Below are 20,360 nucleotides of genomic sequence, written 5' to 3' on the forward strand. Positions count from 1 at the left end.
GAGAAGCAGAAGAAGATACAAACGAGATTCCAGGAACGAGACGTAGAGTTACTGCTAAGGCTGAAGCACGATCAATTATTAACATAGCATGCGTCTATAGCACCAGCCCGAAACCATTGCAAATTAAATCGGCGAGGTTGTATTTGCAGGTGAATGGTCAACCATAATCAACCAAAGCAAATGGTCTTTCTTGAGCTTAGAAGTTGTTCAAAATTTGATTAAGGCGCCACGGGTTTAATATTCTGATTAAGTCGAAATAAATTGTTTGGGTCATATTTGCTCTTCAAAGCCGTTAAGCGGGAATAATTTTTACCATAGGCTTCTTTCACGCGGTCTTCACCTTCTACTCCTAAAACATTTACATACACTTTATGGCTTGAATAAGGTTGCATAGCCTCCCAGAAATTTCGCGTCCAGCTTATATGTGTTTCATCTTCTTCCCTGTTCACCCAATTAGAGCCAATTACAAGATCAAATTGCGGCAGGCGATGCGGAAAGGCAGTGCCACCTTCAGGTTCACGGCTTGAGGCCCCGCCGTAATACTCCAGTAGAACTAATGAGAATGGAGATGGCATAACAGCCGCATTAGAAATAATAAGATCAATCGACTTGTCAGATAAGTCTTCCACAAAGGTTGATTTCCAATAATAACGATTTCCATGAGGTGCAGCAGCGTCAAGGAGAGTTTGCATTTGAGTATAAGGTATAGGCCCCATCAAATCTGCGAGTGGGGATCCAAACTCACGAAGAGGCTTCAAGACAGCTTCCCCTTGCTTAAGGTCACCGGTATAGCATCCTACAAAGGCTACTACGGGTAGCCCATCAGGGGAGGTCATCAAACCGGTGTACAACGTCAGTTCTTCCGGTGCGGTTTTCATAAACTCACGATGAAACTGAATGACCTCTTTGGCATGGTCCCTTCGATGAATAATCATGCCTCCTAACACAGTATTAACCCTGTGCATTCGAAACTTCATAGATGTCACGATTCCAAAGTTTCCACCGCCGCCACGAATGCCCCAAAACAAGTCAGAATTCTCATCTACACTGGCTTTCAAAAGAACTCCTTCGGCACTTACAACCTCTGCTCCAATAAGATTGTCACAGCTTAACCCATGCTTCCGGACTAGCCAGCCAACACCGCCACCTAATGTGAGGCCAGCCACACCGGTAGCGGAAATAACTCCACCTGTAGTAGCTAAACCGTGTCTTTGCGCTGCTGCATCAAAATCGCCCCAGGTAGCTCCAGTTTCTACAACCGCAATCTGATCCTCAGAATCCACCTTGACGGATTTCATAAGTGAAAGGTCGATCATGATACCGCCCTCACACACTGCATTACCCGTAATATTATGCCCGCCCCCTCTAACTGATAACAACAAGTTATGCTCCCGGGCGAAGTTTACACTGTGGATAACATCCTGTGCATTTTTGCAACGTGCAATCAGAGCGGGGTGCCTATCAATCATGCCGTTCCAAATCTTCCGAGTCTCATGGTACCCCTGGTCAGCAGGAAGAAGCAAGTCTCCAACTAACCCTTGGCTGAAATCATGTACCAGTTGATGGTTGACTTTGCCGCCTGAAATGATGGTATTAGTTTCCATGATTTTAGCTTTTAATAATTTCGAGAATAACTTTAGAGAAGCCGAGTACTGGATTAATGTTTTAGACCTGGTGGAGGCAGGTCGACTTATTCTTCGGTTTTGTAGTCACGCTAAGCCACAGCACATGTCTTCAGCTGCAGTTCTCAATTTTCAAGCAGCACCACTTAATTTTCACGGGCTTTTCTTTTCATTACTCGCAGGTGTCATTCACTAAAATTTCGAGTGACTGTTTAAGCATTTTAACGCTGGAAACACTGTGTCCCGATCGATATATTAACAAGGTAGTTAAGGTACTCATTAGATACGGCAATGTCAAATTGCTATTAATCTACTTATCTTCTTGTATACTGTTGTTTCGTCGTCGGGTATGGATTTCCTTTCTCTATTAACCACATGGTGCATGAAGTGTTCTAAAACTTACTATTAGCTATCGGGTAATCAATGTGGTTTAGTTAAGCAATGTTTTTTGGACCAAGCCCTAGATTTCAATTGGAGATCGTTGCGCCGTGCCCCGGATTTATTGTTGGGTGGCACTCCCGTCCGAACGGCTTCAGCTGGGAGGCTTGTACTGTTTACCATTACTGGGCAAGTTGAGCCAGCAAGGGGCTTAACTAAACGACATCAATCGGGCAACGTCTCAACTTCGAGATGATTACCTGTAAGAAAATCCGCCTCAGAAATTTCCAGCAGACTGGCAAACATTTGGCGATTGAGCCGTCATTTCGACTTGTGAAAAAATCTAAGTTGAAAACTCGGACAAACCTAATAAGAACAACCAGAGATCAGGGGGTGGTATTCATAAAAGCTGACGAGCTTCAATCCTCCAAGGAACCTCTTTTGCTCAGACGAATTTAAATACGCCAGCCTTCACACAAACTGGAATACAGCAACAGCAACGAGTACTTTTAACCTTAGCATTATTTCAATACCCGAGGTAATAATAATCCATAGAACAACAGTGGCAAATAAGTACAACCGTTATCCGGGATATTTATGATTTAGTATTTCTAATCTTGTCCGCTCCATACGCTCCAATCATTATACAGGTGGCGTTCGTATTCGTGTTTACAATTTCAGGCATGATTGACGCATCTGCTATTCTTAACCCATCGACTCCGTATACCCTTAAGTCTGGCTCCACAACAGACATCTCGTCTATGCCCATTTTACACGTCCCAACCGGATGAAACATGGTACTGGCTGTGCTTCGGATACGTTCGATCATTTGCTGCTCCGATTTCAGTTCAGGCCCGCTATCGCTTCTTAACCTTAGAAAAGCTAACGTACCTGCCAATTCCGTTGTCAATTTATAACCTTCAATTAATGTCCTTAGATCTTCCTCGTTTTGAAGGTAATTGGCTCTGATAAGAGGAGGTTGCAAAGGATTGGTTGATTGTAAGGAAATAGCGCCTCTGCTTTTAGGCTTGGCTACAATCGGAATAAACATGAAAGAAGATGTGTTGTTGCTACCGGGCCACTGGTGAAACAAAAATTGGAGATCGGGTGCGAGGTGACGCGGCGCTTTACTTGTATAAACAAATAAACCGGACCACTCTGGATCAGTATTATTGACCTGCGCCAATTTAGAACGGTAAGAAATAGAACTTTGGACGTGGTCTTGTAAATTTTGCCCTACGCCCGGAAGGTCTACTTTTACCTTAATTCTCAAAGAACGTAAATGGTCCACAGGACCAATACCGGAGAGCATAAGTAACTTTGGTGTATCAACTGCACCGGTACAGATAATTACTTCTCTTTGTGTGTTCACCTCACTTAGCTTTCCATCCAGCAGGTACTCAACTCCCGTAACCCGTTTTCTGGAGAATAAAAGACGTGTGACCTGTGCAGATGTGATTATTACCAGGTTCGGCCGGGAAACAACTGGTTTTAGAAAAGCAGTGGCAGCACTTTGCCGTTTCCCATCTTTTACCGTCAGAGGGCAAAGTCCTGCTCCATTTTCCTGCTGTAGGCCGTTCAGGTCCCAATTTGGACCATTATACCCAAGTTCCATAGCTGCCTGAACAAACGGGGTGCAAGGTCCCTCCGGACAAGTTTTTCTTGAAATGTGTAATGGTCCATCTTTACCGTAAGAATTGGAGTTTGTATAGGGATAGTTTTCTAATTGAGTAAAGTATGGAAATACCTCTTTATGAGTCCAGCCTTTATTGCCTAAAGCAGCCCAACGGTCATAATCACTGAAATGCCCTCTCAGGTAAATCATCGCATTGATGGCACTGCTTCCTCCGAGCACTTTGCCACGTGGCCAATCAATCTTACGATTGTTCAGAAATGGTTCCTCTTGAGTTGCATACTGCCAGTCTACTTCCGTGCCCTTAAGTGATAGCCATTGGCCCGGTTGGTGAATTTCAGGTTTTGTATCACGTGCACCAGCTTCTAAAAGCAAAACTTTTACGGAAGGGTCTTCAGTTAATTTGTTCGCTATCACACACCCACTTGAACCTGCCCCGATAATGATGTAATCATAGTTGTTCTTTTTATTGCTGTCTGCCTCAACGCCGGCATAAGAAGAAATGGCATATCCAATGCTAAGTATCGAGCCGGTTTTAATAAAGTCGCGGCGGGTGCTAATTTTTGGATTGAAGAAGTTTGACGTAGGCATAGCACAAGTATTAGTCCAGAAGAAACTGGTTTCCGCTTTATTATCAAGAACACTGGATAAAGCAGAATTGGAGGCATTTCCCTTTCCGTTTACATAGAATTACAAACCACGCTATGAATATCCGCGTCTCTGTTGATATAACAATTTACTGCTAAACTTCACTGGTAGCTGTTTCTTTTGGCCGAAGCTTAGGTGGGCGAATATTATAGGGGTAACAGCTTTCAGTTTGTCTTTTTCACCGCCGCTGCAAAGTTGGTGCAATTGTCTTCATCTAGTTTTCCGGTAGCTTTTCCAAGACCAGTTTCATAGAACGTCCGTCATCTATTTTGGTGAGATGAAGCAGTTGTTCCTTTATATAGAACTTCATCTTTTCGATAACCTTCACACCATTCCTAACGACATTTGCAGTAATGAGACTATCCCTATCACTGACAATGTATGTTCCTACACCATCTTGCTTAGTGTCGTGCAATAATTCATAATGTCCATCTTTTCCAAATATGAATATACCGTCGCCAGCCATACCTAAAAGCAGTGCTATAAGCTCCTTTGCCTGCGCTTTATCCATAGGTGAACTAAACACCGGCGACAACGAAACAGAGTCTTTTTTAAAATTGTAGTACATCTCTTCATCGGCAATGGATACAATTTTCCACCTCCCATGTATAGAACGACCCTGTTGAGCATCAACAATTATCGAAAATAAACTCAACAGGAGAACAAAGAGTATACGCATCATTTTGTTTATGCATTTTGGTGGGACACCCGGAAGAACTAAACTACAAAAATGATTTTATAAACCAAATACCGGCTGCCAACTACTTTGGCGCAAAAAATCTAATTAAGCCATCTTGTAATCGGGGCATTGCTGGCCAAATCCTAATTTATTAAATCACCAGCGCCTTCATTTCGGTGTGATGAAATCAGGCGTGCTAAGGGCTTTCAACTTGCGATGATTTTTTAGAAGAATTGAAAAGATGTTTAGCATATATACGGTGCAAACTGGCGATATTCATACCTAATTAAAGACAATTTTTATTTTAAACAATAAAAATGAAGTAAGTCCTAATAAATTGAATCGGCGGTGAGAGGCATGTAAAATCAGTGAATTTCCAGCCATTTTCAAATCGGCTAAGCTGCTTAATAATATATTATGCCGAGATGTATAAATTGGGAAATGTTCAAAATGACTGGTCATAAAACATGTTACCTAGTTTACTGTCATAGCTGCTAACGTAACATTAAAATGAGTGAAGACTAACAATAGCATTCCACATCTGGCCCGAATTGCAATTAAAATAAGATCGCATAAATATGCTATTGTTTCATGGTTTAAATAAAGCGAAATTTACTACCTGTTTAATGCTGATCATTTATTCATACTCCGGATCATTTTGCATATATCCAGTTTCGCTAAAAAGGAGCATTCTCTCCAGAATCTAAGATTGTAGGTAGTCAATCTATAAGAAGATAATGTCCGTTGGGCAGAGATTACTCATTACCAGGCAAGCTATCCTTGCTATAGTTGTTTACAATAAAATTGCTAGCCATGAAAGTATTGATCAACAAACAACCATCAAGAGATCAGCATTTTGAAAGGTGTATCGTCATCCTTTTAAATGTTAACTCACCTCCTGCTTTTACCGTCGTTTATTAAATTATGAAGGCTTTATTAAATTTTCTTTTGAAAATGCATAATGAGCTTTTCAACCCTATTCGTAAATAACCCTTTAGAATAATTTTACTGTTTTGGATTAAACATTATTGCTATAGCAAAACGCTTGCAAGAAACATGCAAACTCCTTTGATTGCAAAAACGCTAAATCATACAGTTTGAGTAGTCATTAATATTTTACGCTAAAGCAGTTGAATAAATTATAGCGTTATAAACAACCTTAAAAAATCCCTTATGAAACAAATTATTTTTATTGGTGCAATTGCCCTCGCAGGCTTGTTCCATGTTAGCACTCCAACCGCTCAAAACATCCATTTTGTAGGCACCCCGACTATCAACGACCTCGGAACCCAACTTGAGTTTTGTGGCAAGCTTGCCGGACTCGGAAATAACGCACTGGTCACAGTGACGCTGAGTACAACGGCTGAAACAACTTCAATCTGCACAAATCCGGGCGGCAAAGTGGCACCCGGGCAAACAAAGACTGAAACTGTAGTAACTAGTGGAACATTCGAGTCTGACAAGAACGGCAGTGTTACGTTCTGCTTAACAACAGACACTCCAACCCCTGGAAAATGCCCGAATGCCAGGTGGACCGGTACTGTGACAGACGTGACGTTTAGCAATACAAGCATCTCCGTCAATGGACAGGTGATCGATTAGTTTTCATAGTCATCCCGTACATTTTTAAAGCTGGGCGATGGTTTAGGGAGTACCCTGACCCATCGCCTACTTAGTTTAATCAGGAAATCCAAATACTAAACCCTTTTGGAAGGAAAGTTTTTAATACTGGTAACTACATTGCTCAATCTTAGTTTTGCAAGAAATATCCAGGGAAATTGAGGAACCTTAACTGGTAGCACTACTGAGCTGTTTTTCATTTCTCACCTCTTAACCGCAGGTTACCTCTGTGCTCATTACCAACCCCTTATCTGTAAAGTGCCCTAAAATAAAATAAGGATTACAGCGACTGTAATCCTTATTATGTGATCCGGATTGGATTCGAACCAATGACCCACAGCTTAGAAGGCTGTTGCTCTATCCAACTGAGCTACCAGACCAGTAATATAAAGTTAATCGAAACATGCAAAAAGCTTCGCAGTACTGACCTGCCGGTACAAAACCCGCATCGGCTGATCCAACATTAACTTTCAAACGGTGGCAAAAGTAATTTTTAATTAGTTTGCATCCAAACGAAATACACCTGTATGGATGTAAGAATTGAACCCGGATGGAAGGACCTCTTAAAAAACGAGTTCTCAAAACCCTACTTCCAGCAGGCTACCACCTTTATAAAAATGGAAAAGGCCCAGGGCAAAACCATTTATCCACCTGGTGGACTCATCTTTAACGCTTTCGAAAATACCCCGGTCGACATACTTAAGGTCGTACTCCTCGGCCAGGATCCTTACCACGGTCCCGGCCAGGCACATGGACTTAGCTTTTCCGTACCGGATGGTGTTAACCCCCCACCCTCTTTGGTGAATATTTTCAAAGAATTAAATACCGACATCGGTATGCCCATACCCAAGACCGGCAACCTGACGTCCTGGGCAAAACAAGGTGTTTTGCTGCTGAACTCGGTACTTACCGTACGCGCCAACGAAGCCGGAAGCCACGCCAAAAGTGGTTGGATGGAATTTACTGATGCCGTGATCCGGAAAATTTCCGACGAAAAAGAAGGGATCGTTTTCCTGCTCTGGGGCAAATTCGCCCAGGAAAAACAGGTGCTGATCGACGAAACCAAACACCACGTGCTGAAGGCCGCACACCCATCGCCCTTTAGCGCCGACAAAGGCTTCTTTGGCTGCAAACATTTTAGCAAGACAAACGAGCTACTTATGAAGGATGGTCGCGATCCGATTAACTGGAGCCTCTCGTAACCCAGGTTGTATGCGGTTGGTCTCTTCTGTATTTGATCGGCCGCGTAAAGGTTTGCCGTACAAGTGTGCGACGCAAGAATTTTGAGCAGCGTTCTGCCGCCGGGTTCATAAAAAAATTTCACCCCTCCAACCAGCTGAGCTTAATGACAACGGGAAAAAAGATACTGGGAATACTGTTTGCCACATGGGCACTGATCGTATTTGTGATTACCCTGCTCGTAATCGTTATTCCCATTTGCCTGACTTTTTTGATTAAGGAACCGCTCGGAACGGAGATCTTCCGGCAGATTTCGAAAGGATGGATGATCGTTTGGTTGAACCTGGTGGGTTGCCCCTTACGCATTAAGGGGAAAGCACAATTCAAAAAGGGCGAAACCTATATTGTTACCTGTAACCATAACTCGTTTATGGACGTACCGGTCACGACACCCTTTATACCGGGTCCCAATAAAACGATCGCTAAAAGGTCAATCTCAAAGGTTCCGCTTTTTGGCTGGATCTATACCCGCGGCGCCGTGCTGGTTGACCGCGACAGCGATGAAAGCAGGCGTAAAAGCTACGAGGATATGAAAAAAACCCTTGCTGACGGACTTCATATGACGGTATACCCGGAAGGCACCCGTAACAAAACCGCTGATCCGCTGAAATCTTTTTACGACGGTGCCTTCAAACTCGCGCTCGACACCAACAAGGAGATCATCCCTACCCTGCTCTTTAATACCCGGACCGTAATGCCACAGGGCCATGGCTTTTACTTTTGGCCGCACCGGCTGGAGATGCACTTTCTACCAGCGGTAGATCCGGCCCAATTTGATACTGCCCGCGATTTGAAGGAGCACGTTTTCCGCATTATGTGGGACTACTACTCGGCTAATGTAAAAAGTCAAAATTAAGGAGTAAGAAGCACCACTGCATGCGTTTAGGTGACGATACGTGGGGCTCGGAGATTCGCAGGTGACAACACCTGCGGGGGCAGCGCGAGAAGCAGGTGACAACACCTGCGGGGGCAATGAAAGTCGCAGGTGACAACACCTGCGCGGGCGGAGGAGTTCTAACGTGACAAAACCTGCGGAGGCAATGAAAGTCGCAGGTGACAAAACCTGCGGGGGCAAATACCTGGGGCTCGGGAAATTCGCAGGTGACAACACCTGCGGGAGCAGCGCGAGAAGCAGGTGACAACACCTGCTGGGCAAATGGATCCCTCCAATCCCCGGCATCCGTGTGCCACAATAATCTACATCGAAGAAAAGGTTCTTGCCCTGTTGATCTTCAGGTCGCGGAGAATACCAGATTTTGGATTGATGGATACATTGAAAGAACGATAAAGACCGATCGGGGTAAGGTTGATCGACATCTGCCAGCAGTGCATTTCACGCGAAATAAACATGGTCAAAGTCTGTATCGAACTTGTGCGGAAATCATAATAGGTACTGCCACCCATCTTCCACCTTGGCGTTAAACTGAAATCACCATTGACACTGATGTTGGAATTAATTTCAGTTGTAAAGCGGCTGAAGTCGACCGACAAGAGCCGGTTGAAGTTTAAAGAATACGACAAGGATACGGACCACGGTATATTGAAATCGGTATATTCAGCAGGATTGCTGCGCACATAATCCAGTTGCCGTTGCTGCTCATCAGGAGTCATGAACTGGTCCTGTGGCAGGCGTTGCTCATCGGTACGGCCGTCTTTGCTTTTGCTCCTGAACTGGGTAGACATCGCGATACTGCCGCCAGTGATCCTTCCGGGTCTGAACCGGCCGCTGTTCCAAAGAAGTTCCTTGCTGCGGAAGCCCTGCGCCGTGGTTCCGTATGGATCCAATACCGCGTTTGCCGTGATGTTGATCTTTTCAAACAGGTTGCTTCGCAGGTATAAGCTAAACGGCGAAAGTTGAAAGCTATCGGCCATTAAGTTGTAGGCACTGCTAAAGCCAAAACCGTCGATCAACCTGACCTTACGACTGGCACCCGCCGCAGTGTCTTTAGTGTCACGCACCTTCATTTCTAGCGTATTGTCGATACCAAACGATACACCACCAAAAATACGTTCGCCCGTGCTGATGGCACCCGTGATATCAGAGAAGTACTGGTAGGTGTTCAGGGTGTCGTTTACTTTTACAAGCGAATAATTTCGCCTGTTTAAATCGGGCTTATAGTTTAAGCTCACCGTTGGACGAACCTCGTGCCGGATCGCTTGTACTTTACTGGTTTTTTTAAACTGGTAGGTTCCGAATATGCGGGTGTTGGCCGAAAGGCTAAAGTTCATATCACGCTCCATATAAAATCCACGGGTCGTGCGCAAAGCTCCTGTTTTAGCAGTATCATCATAATACCGCTGAAAAGCCTGGCCATACCAGCGTTCACTGTACGAAACACCTGGAGCCACCTGCACGGGGCCGAGTTGCGGCAGCGATAGCGTGATAGGAATATTGTGTGTTGCACTCCATTGTGCCGTATCGAGTAAACGCTTTAACAGGGGCCTGCCAAAAATGGAGTCTGAACCATAAAAAGAAAATTGGTTCTCCAGGCTACCGGTATATCCAATTCCCAGTTTCTCATACCACTTTGGGGTACCCACCTGCTCTTCTTTTTGAAAAGGGTAAAACGTTACCGCATTAAAGGCCACCGAAGGCAATCGAAGATTGATCAGTCCCGTATTACTGTTTTGATCGTGGTTTGCGCTTAGTGTCAGGTTATATTTTCCGCGCCAGTCTTTGCTATAAGTAATCGATGATGAAAGCTGGTTTTGAAAGTTCTGGTAACTGTTGTTTGGTACCAGCCGGTTAAATTTGGTACTACCTGCATTTACGTTTGCCGAAAAGCTGGATCCCGGCCGCGACTTTGCATCGCGGGTATGGTTCCAGCTGATCTGAAACCCATTCACCGTATTGAACTCTTCCTTCGAACCCAGCCCTGTATTGAGTGAACGTGTTCTTTGCAGCGCAAGATTTAATCCACCCGTGTAACGATAACGCTTCATATACCTTGGAGAAACATTAAGGTTCCACCCGCCATAGCTGTAAATATTGGAACGGACCGTAACATCAAGATTGTCGTTAACCACTTTATAATATCCAAGCCCTTCTATACCTAATCCAAAACTTTCGTTTGAAGCAAACGACGGAGGCAGTACTCCCGAATGCCTGCCCCGGCTCAGCGGGTAAATGCCAAACGGTATACCGATCGGCACAGGCACCCCTTCAAACTCGGGAAACGCAGGACCCGATACAGCAAGCTTCTTGTTTACAATTTTCATCTTCCGCGTGCGAAAGGCAAAGTGCGGGGTATCCAGGTTACACGTAGTAAAGCGACCATGCCAGGCAAACAATTCATCATTGTTGATCTTTTTCACACGCTCTGCAAAAACAAACATCTCGCCTTCCTGCAGGTAACTGCTCTTAGTGAGCCCCTTTTGTGTTTTCAGGTTGTAAACAATCGTATCGCTAAAACTCGTCATACCACCTTGCACAAGCTTTGGTTTATCCATCGGGTTGCCAAGGGTATCCTTGTCGCCATAGGCAAACACCAGTTGTTTTTCCTGTTCAAGTTTAATGGTTGCTGCGGTTAATTCAAGGTCACTATACTTCGTATTGGCTTTGCCGTATAAAATGAATTGCCTTGTGGGAATAATTAGTACACCACTGTCGCTGGCGGCATAAGTTACAGGTGCATCCAGTGTGTCTTTGGAAACCTTAAAATTAAGCGTATCAATCATCCGGATTTTACCGGTATCCCTTCGCGCAGATGTATCAGCCGTGGAGCGGACGCTGGTATCTATACGGGAGGTATCAATTAAACGTCTTGTGGTGTCAACCAAACGGGGGGAAGCAGCGTCTATTGTAGGTTGGGTATTGGTTCGGCCGGTAGTTGTTGTTCGTCGTGCAGGTAAAGTAGCAATAGCATTTTGTTCATCTGGCAATGGATATTTCCCGCGTTCATACCTGGCGTTTAATGAGAACGTTATTATGAAAACATTGAGAATTACCAACCCGGCTGAAAACCAATTTGCCCTAACTTTACAACGATTACTCATAAGTAGTAAAACAAAAATAGAGCTTTAGCGCTTTATGATTTGTGAAGATACCCTTAATAGAACTTGAATATGCCCAAAAAAAACTTAGTCGCAATACTTTGTATTTTATTTATTACTTGTTTAACATCTTTCAACAAACCCACTGATCCTGAGACACAAAAAGCATCAATAAAGCAACAAAAAGAAGCTCTTAAAACAATCATTATCGACGCCGGGCACGGTTACCCCGACGGAGGTGCTCATGGCAAATACAGCAACGAGGCCGACATTACCCTGGCCGTGGCAAACCAGCTCAACGAAAGACTTAAACAGGTACTTCCCGACTGCAAAATCATCATGACGCGTACAACGCCAAACCTGCCCGACGGCAATACCGACAGGAACAAGGCGAACCGTTACCGGGCACAAATGGCAAACGATAATCATGGCGATCTCTTTATTGCCATACACGTAAATTCTTTAAAGGAGCGTTACGAAAGAAGAATTGAAGGTTACCGCCAGGAAACCTATTATGTTTATACCGGCAAAAAAAAGAACCGGAAAAAAGTTGCAAAAACCCGTTCGGTACCAATCTATAAGTCATACAAATTGTCGTGTAATCGCAAGGGTACCGAAACATACATCTGGGCGGTAGGCAAAAACGATCAGAAGAAAAGTTCGGTTGGTTCGAAAGACGACCAGGATGATATGTTTGGCGAGCAGGCCGACTCCAGTTTTTCCTATTTCGATACGCCTGAAGCAAAGATCCTCGCTTCTCTGCGTACAAAACGGTATTTCGACAGAAGCCGTTTGATGGCTTCCTTAGTTGAAGAAGAATTTAAAAAAGAGGGACGCCCGAGTTATGGGGTAAAACAACGTGATCACGCCGGCATCTGGGTACTACAGGCAACCAACATGCCCAGCATACTGGTAGAAACTGGTTTTATTTGTGATCCCGAAGAAGAAGATTATTTAAACAGCGAGAAAGGAGTAAACGAAGTTTCCTACGCCATCATGCGCGCAGTGCTTCGGTACAAATCTGCCATGGATAATTCCCCGCTCCCTCCTGCCGACAGTTCGTTCACCCGGTAATCAATAACCGCGATAATAGAAAAATATGTCAGGTCAACCCAATACTACGAATTCGTTCAGCAGTAGCCGGAAGATTACATTTTTAGTGATCGTTCCGGCGTTATTGATGATGTGTTTCCAGTCAGCTGATCTTTATGGCTCCAAAACGCCGTCGCAGCGTCCACGCTTAAAAAAGATTATTGTCGATGCGGGTCATGGCGGACACGATGGTGGAGCATCCGGCCGGTTCTCTAAAGAAAAAGATGTTTCTCTTGCGGTTTCCCTGAAACTGGCTAAGATGCTCCAGGAGGAACTTCCGGATATAGAGGTTGTGCTCACCCGGACCAGCGATATTTTTCATAGTCCTGTTACAAAGGCCAACATCGCCAACAACAACAAAGGCGACCTATTTATCTCTATACATTGCAATGCCGCCCCACCGGTTCGTCATTCCGAGTTAACCGGCTACCGTACCGAAACCTACTATACCGGCAAAGGCCGAAAAAAGAAAAAGCATACCCGTAAGGTTCCGGTATACCGCACCTGGACGACACCCAGCCAATCTAAAGGAACAGAAACTTACATATGGGGTGCTCACAAAACGGACCTTAAGGAAAAAGCCATGCGCGAAAACGAGGCGCTTTACCTCGATAGTGCCACCGCAAACTTTGTAAAAGACTTCGACCCCAATTCACCCGAAAAGATGATCCTGTATTCGCTGAAGACCCAGCAATACTTTAACCGCAGTGCAAACCTCGCGCTAACCGTTGAAGACGAGTTTAAAAAGGTTGGTCGTATCAGCCGCCAGGCACAACAACGGCAGGTGGGCATATGGGTGTTGCAAGCGGTCGCTATGCCGAGTATCCTGGTAGAAACGGGATTTATTACCAACCCCGAAGAAGAGGCTTACCTGAACAGCGAAGATGGTCAGTTTGAAATTGTTCGTTGTATTGCCCAGGCGGTTAAACGTTATAAGTTTTCGTTGGATAATCAAAAGATCAATCCTGCAAACTCAATAACCACCAGCAGGTGATCTTTCGCCTTTAACCAAGAAAGTATGCACCCCGGTAAAAAGAACAGGCTCCTTTAACGATGTTTTTTTGGTGACGAGCTTTTTTTTCTACCCTCAACATCGTTGTGTCACTCACTTCTACGGCAGTGCTTGCCGCGGCAGGGATAGCTCCTGCTTCACGTATTTATTAGGCCACTCATAGGCCAGTTTAAACCATGAAAATTGAAAGCACATTGCCCCCGTTTCAATCAGTACAAGTGACCGCAAATTACCATGCTCAAAAGCTCGTTGCTCCAGGGGCTCTAAACCGGCACTATTTATCCGTACTTTTGTTCACACCCTGTTGGTGGCTTAGTTTTTTAAGCTACAGTCTTTTACAAAAGTTTTATTCATGAAAATCAATAATGAGACGAAAGTTGGTGCCTTAACGGCCATCGCGATCACTTTACTTATACTCGGATTTAATTTCCTCAAGGGCAAAAGCCTGTTCAAAAGCGGCAACTTCATCTACGCTAAATATAAGGACACCAAAGGATTAATGGTTTCAAACCCGGTTTTCATAAACGGACTGCAGGTTGGTGCAGTTTACGAGCTGGAGGAAGCAAACAAAAACCTCGATACCATTATTGTTGCGATCAAGATGAGTAAGGACCTGAACATACCCAATAATTCGCTTGCAAGCATTAACCAAAATCCATTAGGTGGCAGTTCGGTGGAGATCAGCCTGGGCAACAACAAAACTTACCTTAAATCAGGCGATACCGTTTATACGGTGGATAACCCAGGTTTGCTGGGCGACCTTTCACATAAAGTAACCCCGGTAATTGACCAGGTAAAGGTTACCATTCAAACGCTCGACTCGGTAATGCGTAACATCAACAGCATTTTCGATCCGTACACCAAAAACAATATGCAGAATACGGTGGCGAACTTCAATACCATCACCCGCAGTCTCGTTGCTTCAGCCAATACATTGCAAAAGATCCTGGGTACAGAAGGCGGAATGCTTGCTGCCTCACTTGGTAATGTAAATGCAGTAACTGCCAACCTCGCCAGCAACAACGAGCGAATAACGTCTACCCTTACCAACCTCGAAACTGCCAGTTCCAGTTTTTCAAAAGCCGATATCAAAGGCACACTCGACCAAATGCAAACTGCTGTTGCCACACTTCAGGCAAGCATAGCAAAGATGGATAGCAAAGAGGGAACACTTGGACTTTTGTTAAATGATAAACAAATCTATACGAACCTTGCAAACACTACCCGCAGTCTTAATACCTTGATGGATGATATCCGCATCAACCCAAAACGGTATGTAAGCATCTCTATCTTTGGAGGTAAAGCCAAGGCTCAGCCACTTACTGCTCCGGTAACGGTTATGGATACGGCCATCGTTAAAGCCAATGAAGTACCAAGTACAAATTAAGCGTCTTTTCTTCCTTTTTCTTGCGGCTCTTTCTGCTACTGCTTTGCGTGCACAGGTAACTGTAGCAAATGATAGCACCTCCAAAAAGCTGGAGATTCTCAAGGCTAACCGCTATACCTTTCAGAAACTCGACTCGGTTGGAAACTTTGTTTCCGTTGCAGGAAATGTGGAACTCAGGCAGGATAAAACCTTGTTTTATTGTGATAGCGCGGTCCTCGACCAGGTCAACAATGTTTTCGAGGCATTTGGCAACATCCACATCAACGACGCCGATAGTATACATACCTACTCCCAATATCTCAAGTACTACGGTAAGGATAAGAAAGCTATTCTCAGGCGTAAAGTAAAGCTTACTGACGGAAAGGGAGTGCTTACCACCGACGAGCTTGACTATAATACCCTGACCAAGATTGGCACTTATGTAAAGGGTGGCAAGGTCGTTAATGGCAAAACCGTACTAACCAGCCAGGAAGGCTATTATTATGGCGACACCCGTGATGTAATCTTCAAGAAAAAGGTTGTATTAATTGACCCTGAGTACCGGGTAGTTACCGACACACTCCTTTACAACACCTATACAGAGATTTCCAGGTTCGTGGTGCCAACTAAAATCACCAGCGGCCAGCGAACGGTTACTACCTCCGAAGGCTACTACGACCTAAAAAACAAGAAAGCCGTTTTCGGCAAGCGTCCAAAGATTGAAGACAAGGATTACACATTGATCGCAAATGATATTGCCTTCGACGAAGCATCAGGCTATGGCGAAGCCCAGGGCAATGCGGTATACAATAGCAAGGATACGGCGGGCGCCTATACGATCATTGCAAACAACATGAAATCGAATAATCGAACTGGCGCCATCCTCGCAACCCAGAAGCCGTTGATGATTATCAAACAAGGTACGGACAGCATCTACGTTAGTGCCGACACGCTCTATTCCGGCAAATTGACCGAGCTCCAAAAAACAAGGCAGGTTCCAAATATATTTGTCGACACCGCTACCGTTTCCGATAGCTCACCGGCCCCCGACACTACCCAGGAAATTGGTCTCGTCAAAAGGGCCAACAACATCAAAAAGGCCGACAGCACCGTCGCGCCAAAACCCGCCAGGGCAAAAGGTGACTCAAGTGGCAATCGATTTTTTGAGGCATATTTTAATGTAAAGATCTTTTCCGACAGCATGCAGGCCATCGGCGATAGCATGTTCTATTCGTTCCAGGACTCAGCCTTCAGGCTGTTTAAAAATCCTGTTGTATGGGCGCAGGGCAACCAGGTTACCGGTGATACCATATACCTGTTCACGCGCAACCGCAAGCCAGATCATTTCAGGGTTTATGAGAATGGCCTGGCAGTAAGCAAGATCGATCAGCAATTCTACAACCAGGTTAAGGGCAACTTCATCAACGGTTACTTCAACCAGGGAAACATCAACTTCATGAAAGCCAAAGGAAGCGCTGAAAACATCTACTATGGCGTAGACGACCAGGGTGCATTTTTTGGCGTCAACCGCTCCACCTCCGATGTTATCAATATATACTTCGCCGACAGGAAACCTTCCCGTGTCGTTTTCATCAATAATCTCCAGGGTACGGTAACCCCTATCAAACAATCGAATCCCGAAGAAATGAAACTTCGTGGTTTCAAGTGGCTCGAAGACAGGCGACCTAAATCAAGGTCAGATTTATTTGGAAGCTAAGGGTTAATCCGTACTATTGTAACCGGTTTTACTATTACGTCCCGGGCTTACGCCTGCCTTAAGCTAACACCAGCTTGAACATGCTGTTCTTTGATCCTGTACAAGGTAACATCCTTGCAGGCGCAACGTATTTGCTTTCGCTTTAGTCATAGTTTACAGTCCATCCAACAATTCTTCAAGCCATAAGGTGCCTGCTTTCCAAGCAGCGTAACCACAATCTTTTATGTCTCGAGGTTAACATTTTATTATAATTTTCGCTTTACAAACTTTACGCACATGAGGAAAATCTGGCTTTTGCTTTTCATTGGTGTCATGCTATTGACATCCCTTCTCACTTATGCCCAGGAAAAAACCGTAACGGGAACAATTGTCTCACAGGAAAACGGAACTCCGATGGAAGGTGTTACGGTTGTAAATACCAAAACAACCCGGAGCACGCTTTCAACCAACACCGGGGCTTTTAGCATTCGTGCATCAGCTGGCGATGTACTTCGTTTTAGCTATGTCAGCTTTCAGTCAACCGACGTTAAAGTATCCACTTCAAATGTCATCAGCGTTAAACTCGCCAAAGCCGATCGAGAGCTCGACCAGGTGGTTGTAACCTCACTGGGTATTAAAAAAGCCAGGCGTGAACTTGGCTATGGAGTAACAGAAATTAAAGGAGACGAAGTTGCAGGCACACAAAGAGACAACTTCCTGATGTCACTCGCCGGACGGGTTCCCGGTGCTAACATTACTGCAACCAGCGGTATGCCCGGTTCATCAGTGAGCATTAATTTACGGGGCGTCACATCGCTCACCAGCAACAATAATCCCCTGTTTGTAATCGATGGAGTACCCATCGATAATAAAACGCTTGGCGCAAATGCACTGATCACCCAAACCGAAAACAGGACCATCGACTTTGCTAACCGGATCAGCGACATCAACCCTGACGATATCGAATCAATTACGGTTTTAAAGGGTCCTGAAGCCTCTGCCCTTTATGGCCTCGATGCAGGAAATGGGGTCATCCTCATCACCACGAAAAAAGGTAGAGCAGGCACCGGCCGTTTAAATTACAGCTCAAACTTTACGGTTGAAAAAGTACAGAACCTTCCTCAGCTACAGCGTGTTTACGATCAGGGTTTGAACGGGGTAACAGATAACAATGTGATTACCTACTTTGGTCCGAAATACGCGCCGAATACCCAGTTCTTCGACAACCTGAACAGCTTTTTTCAAACAGGTAAGGCGCAACGCCACAACCTCAGTTTAGAAGGTGGTTCCGATAATACCACATATCGTTTCTCAGGCGCATATGCAACAAGAGACGGAGTGATTCCTACGACTAAATACGACCGTTTGAATCTTGGTCTTAGTGGCACACAAAAAGTTGGCAGGATACTAAACCTGGAAACAAACCTCCAGTACATCAATACAAAAAACAGCAAGGTGTCAAAGGGTAATAATAGCTTCCTGCTTGGATTGATGCAGTGGCCCTCCGATGTTGATGTAACAGATTACCTTACTCCTGGTGGAACCCGCAAGAAGTTTACTACCCTTGGTACAGAGATCGAAAACCCCTTCTTCGACGTAAATAAAAATAAGTTGTACGACGAGAGCAACCGCTTTACCGGGAACTTTAGTCTTACCGCATTTGTTGCTCCCTGGCTAACCTTAACCAGCCGCATCGGGCTTGACAACTATACCACCAGCTACAGCGTTTTGTACCACCCGGAGTCGGTTCGTGGTACCTCCCTTGGTGGTTCACTCGACCAGGCGGCCGACAATACACGGCTGTTTACGGCTACTTATTTTGCAACCGCAAGAAAGACCTTTCTTAAAGATAAGCTGGTAGCGACAGCAAGGATCGGTGGCTCCAATTACGACTACCGCACCAATGTACTCGCAACTCGCGGCATCGGCTTCCTCGATCCAAACTTCAACTCTTTAAACAATACCACCACAACTTCACAGCGGTCAAAAGTTTCTCTTACCAACATCCGCAGGGTTAGTGTACTTGGTGAAGCTACACTTGGTTACGACAACGCAATATTTTATACCTATTCAGCAAGAAACGACTGGTCATCCACCCTGCCGTTTAAAAACAACAGCTTTTTCTACGATGCGCATACGTTGAGTGTCGTATTTACCGAGTTCGATAAAAAGAAGGAAATATTTGGAAACACTTTGAGCTACGGAAAATTGAGGTTTGCTTATTCAGGTGTTGGTAAAGATGCACCTCCCTTTAAAGTAAGCCCGGCTTATGAAGCACAAACAACAACCGGCGGTGGATTTTCTTATGGTTTTACCGGGCCAAACCCGAACCTGATCCCTGAGCACATCACATCATTTGAAGTAGGTACTGAGTTGAGCTTTTTCAAAAGCAGGCTTACCCTCGACGTCGCTTACTATAAAAAAACCAGTATCAACCAGATCCTTCGTGATTTGAGAGGCAGCTATGCTACAGGGTTTATTCTTGCAACCGTAAATGGCGGAGAACTCTACAACAAGGGTGTTGAAGCAACATTATCTGCAATCCCTGTTTCAAACAAAAATTTCAGGTGGAACACTTCAGTGAACTTTAATAAGATCAACAGCAAACTGGTTAGACTTTCAGATCAGATTCCGGAATTTTATGACTCCGATACCTGGCTTTATCGCGACGTTAGAAATGGTGTTCGCGTAGGTGGACCATTAACTACCTTCAGCGGACAAACCTTCCAGGTAAATAATGCCGGCCAGGTGCTGATTAATCCCTCAACTGGTTTGCCTACGGGTGAGTCGCTTTGGAAAATTGTTGGCGACCGAAACCCCGACTTCTTAATGGGCTTCAACAACTCATTTACTTACAAAGACCTTTCCTTAAGCTTCCTGCTCGACCTACGTAAAGGCGGCGACGTGTATAATGCTACTGAGTCTTACATGTACCGCAATGGCTTAAGCCTTAAAACCCTTGATCGTGAAACACCAAGGATCTTTGATGGCGTACTTAGAGATGGGTTGGAAAACACAGCGACACCTACAAAAAACAACATCCAGATCATCCCATACTTCAATAGCGTAAACTTTTACCAGACCGGCGCCGCAGATGAGATGTTTATTGAGCACGACATCAACTGGCTTCGTTTGAGAGATGTTACCCTCAGCTATAATATTTCAAAGAAGCTGCTTGAGAAAACACGTTTCATCAGAACTGGCAGAATCTTCTTTACTGCTACAGACCTGTTTATGATCACCAACTACACCGGTGGCGATCCTGGAGTAAATGGAACCAGTGCAGCGCAAGGTGGAAGCGGTGGCTCTGGCTTTGACTACGGAAACCTTCCTCTTCCCCGGGTGTACAACCTTGGTCTTAACGTATCATTCTAAAAATTGC

12 protein-coding genes and 1 tRNA gene are annotated in these 20,360 nt (G+C 44.8%); 8 read left to right on the forward strand and 5 right to left on the reverse strand.

Going from position 1 to position 20,360, the window contains the following annotated elements; genetic code table 11:
* Window positions 1-218: 218 nt before the first annotated feature.
* The 3 genes from EXU57_RS09780 to EXU57_RS09790 all read right to left on the reverse strand — a co-directional run bounded on the left by EXU57_RS09780 (window position 219) and on the right by EXU57_RS09790 (window position 4,963).
* The gene (locus EXU57_RS09780; RefSeq protein ID WP_133268024.1) at window positions 219-1,604 is read right to left on the reverse strand and encodes an FAD-binding oxidoreductase; all 1,386 of its coding nucleotides are present in this window, start codon (window positions 1,602-1,604) and stop codon (window positions 219-221) included.
* Between the two features lie 991 nt (window positions 1,605-2,595).
* Entirely contained in the window at window positions 2,596-4,224 is a 1,629-nt protein-coding gene (locus EXU57_RS09785) for a GMC family oxidoreductase (protein WP_133268025.1), read from the reverse strand.
* Between the two features lie 271 nt (window positions 4,225-4,495).
* Window positions 4,496-4,963: a hypothetical protein gene (locus EXU57_RS09790; protein ID WP_133268026.1), complete on the reverse strand. Its 468-nt coding sequence runs from the start codon at window positions 4,961-4,963 to the stop codon at window positions 4,496-4,498.
* Between the two features lie 1,170 nt (window positions 4,964-6,133).
* On the opposite strand from EXU57_RS09790, the gene EXU57_RS09795 reads away from it, so the two are divergent.
* Window positions 6,134-6,562: a hypothetical protein gene (locus EXU57_RS09795; RefSeq protein ID WP_133268027.1), complete on the forward strand. Its 429-nt coding sequence runs from the start codon at window positions 6,134-6,136 to the stop codon at window positions 6,560-6,562.
* 324 nt (window positions 6,563-6,886) lie between these two features.
* Here EXU57_RS09795 and EXU57_RS09800 read toward each other — a convergent pair.
* Window positions 6,887-6,960 (reverse strand) — tRNA-Arg (locus tag EXU57_RS09800).
* 147 nt (window positions 6,961-7,107) lie between these two features.
* Between EXU57_RS09800 and ung the strand changes: the two genes are divergently transcribed.
* A complete protein-coding gene (ung, locus tag EXU57_RS09805) occupies window positions 7,108-7,782 on the forward strand; it encodes a uracil-DNA glycosylase (RefSeq protein ID WP_133268028.1) in 675 nt (224 codons plus the stop codon).
* A gap of 143 nt (window positions 7,783-7,925) precedes the next feature.
* Entirely contained in the window at window positions 7,926-8,675 is a 750-nt protein-coding gene (locus tag EXU57_RS09810; RefSeq protein ID WP_133268029.1) for a lysophospholipid acyltransferase family protein, read from the forward strand.
* A gap of 341 nt (window positions 8,676-9,016) precedes the next feature.
* Here the strand turns inward: EXU57_RS09810 and EXU57_RS09815 are convergent, their stop codons facing one another.
* Complete coding sequence (locus tag EXU57_RS09815; protein WP_243745560.1) at window positions 9,017-11,701, reverse strand: putative LPS assembly protein LptD; 2,685 nt, start codon at window positions 11,699-11,701, stop codon at window positions 9,017-9,019.
* Between the two features lie 183 nt (window positions 11,702-11,884).
* On the opposite strand from EXU57_RS09815, the gene EXU57_RS09820 reads away from it, so the two are divergent.
* The 5 genes from EXU57_RS09820 to EXU57_RS09840 all read left to right on the forward strand — a co-directional run bounded on the left by EXU57_RS09820 (window position 11,885) and on the right by EXU57_RS09840 (window position 20,353).
* On the forward strand, window positions 11,885-12,886 hold the full coding sequence (locus EXU57_RS09820) for an N-acetylmuramoyl-L-alanine amidase (protein WP_133268031.1): 1,002 nt from the start codon (window positions 11,885-11,887) through the stop codon (window positions 12,884-12,886).
* Window positions 12,887-12,911: 25 nt separating this feature from the next.
* Window positions 12,912-13,898, forward strand: a complete 987-nt coding sequence (locus EXU57_RS09825; RefSeq protein WP_133268032.1) for an N-acetylmuramoyl-L-alanine amidase — start codon at window positions 12,912-12,914, stop codon at window positions 13,896-13,898.
* 370 nt (window positions 13,899-14,268) lie between these two features.
* Complete coding sequence (locus tag EXU57_RS09830; RefSeq protein ID WP_133268033.1) at window positions 14,269-15,303, forward strand: MlaD family protein; 1,035 nt, start codon at window positions 14,269-14,271, stop codon at window positions 15,301-15,303.
* Window positions 15,281-16,999, forward strand: coding sequence for an OstA-like protein (locus EXU57_RS09835; RefSeq protein ID WP_133268034.1), 1,719 nt, complete (start codon window positions 15,281-15,283; stop codon window positions 16,997-16,999). The genes EXU57_RS09830 and EXU57_RS09835 overlap by 23 nt, the downstream gene beginning before the upstream one ends.
* A gap of 276 nt (window positions 17,000-17,275) precedes the next feature.
* The gene (locus EXU57_RS09840) at window positions 17,276-20,353 is read left to right on the forward strand and encodes a SusC/RagA family TonB-linked outer membrane protein (protein WP_133268035.1); all 3,078 of its coding nucleotides are present in this window, start codon (window positions 17,276-17,278) and stop codon (window positions 20,351-20,353) included.
* Window positions 20,354-20,360 lie beyond the last annotated feature (7 nt).

Origin of the sequence: Segetibacter sp. 3557_3 (assembly GCF_004354985.1) — a bacterium.
GTDB lineage: Bacteria > Bacteroidota > Bacteroidia > Chitinophagales > Chitinophagaceae > Segetibacter.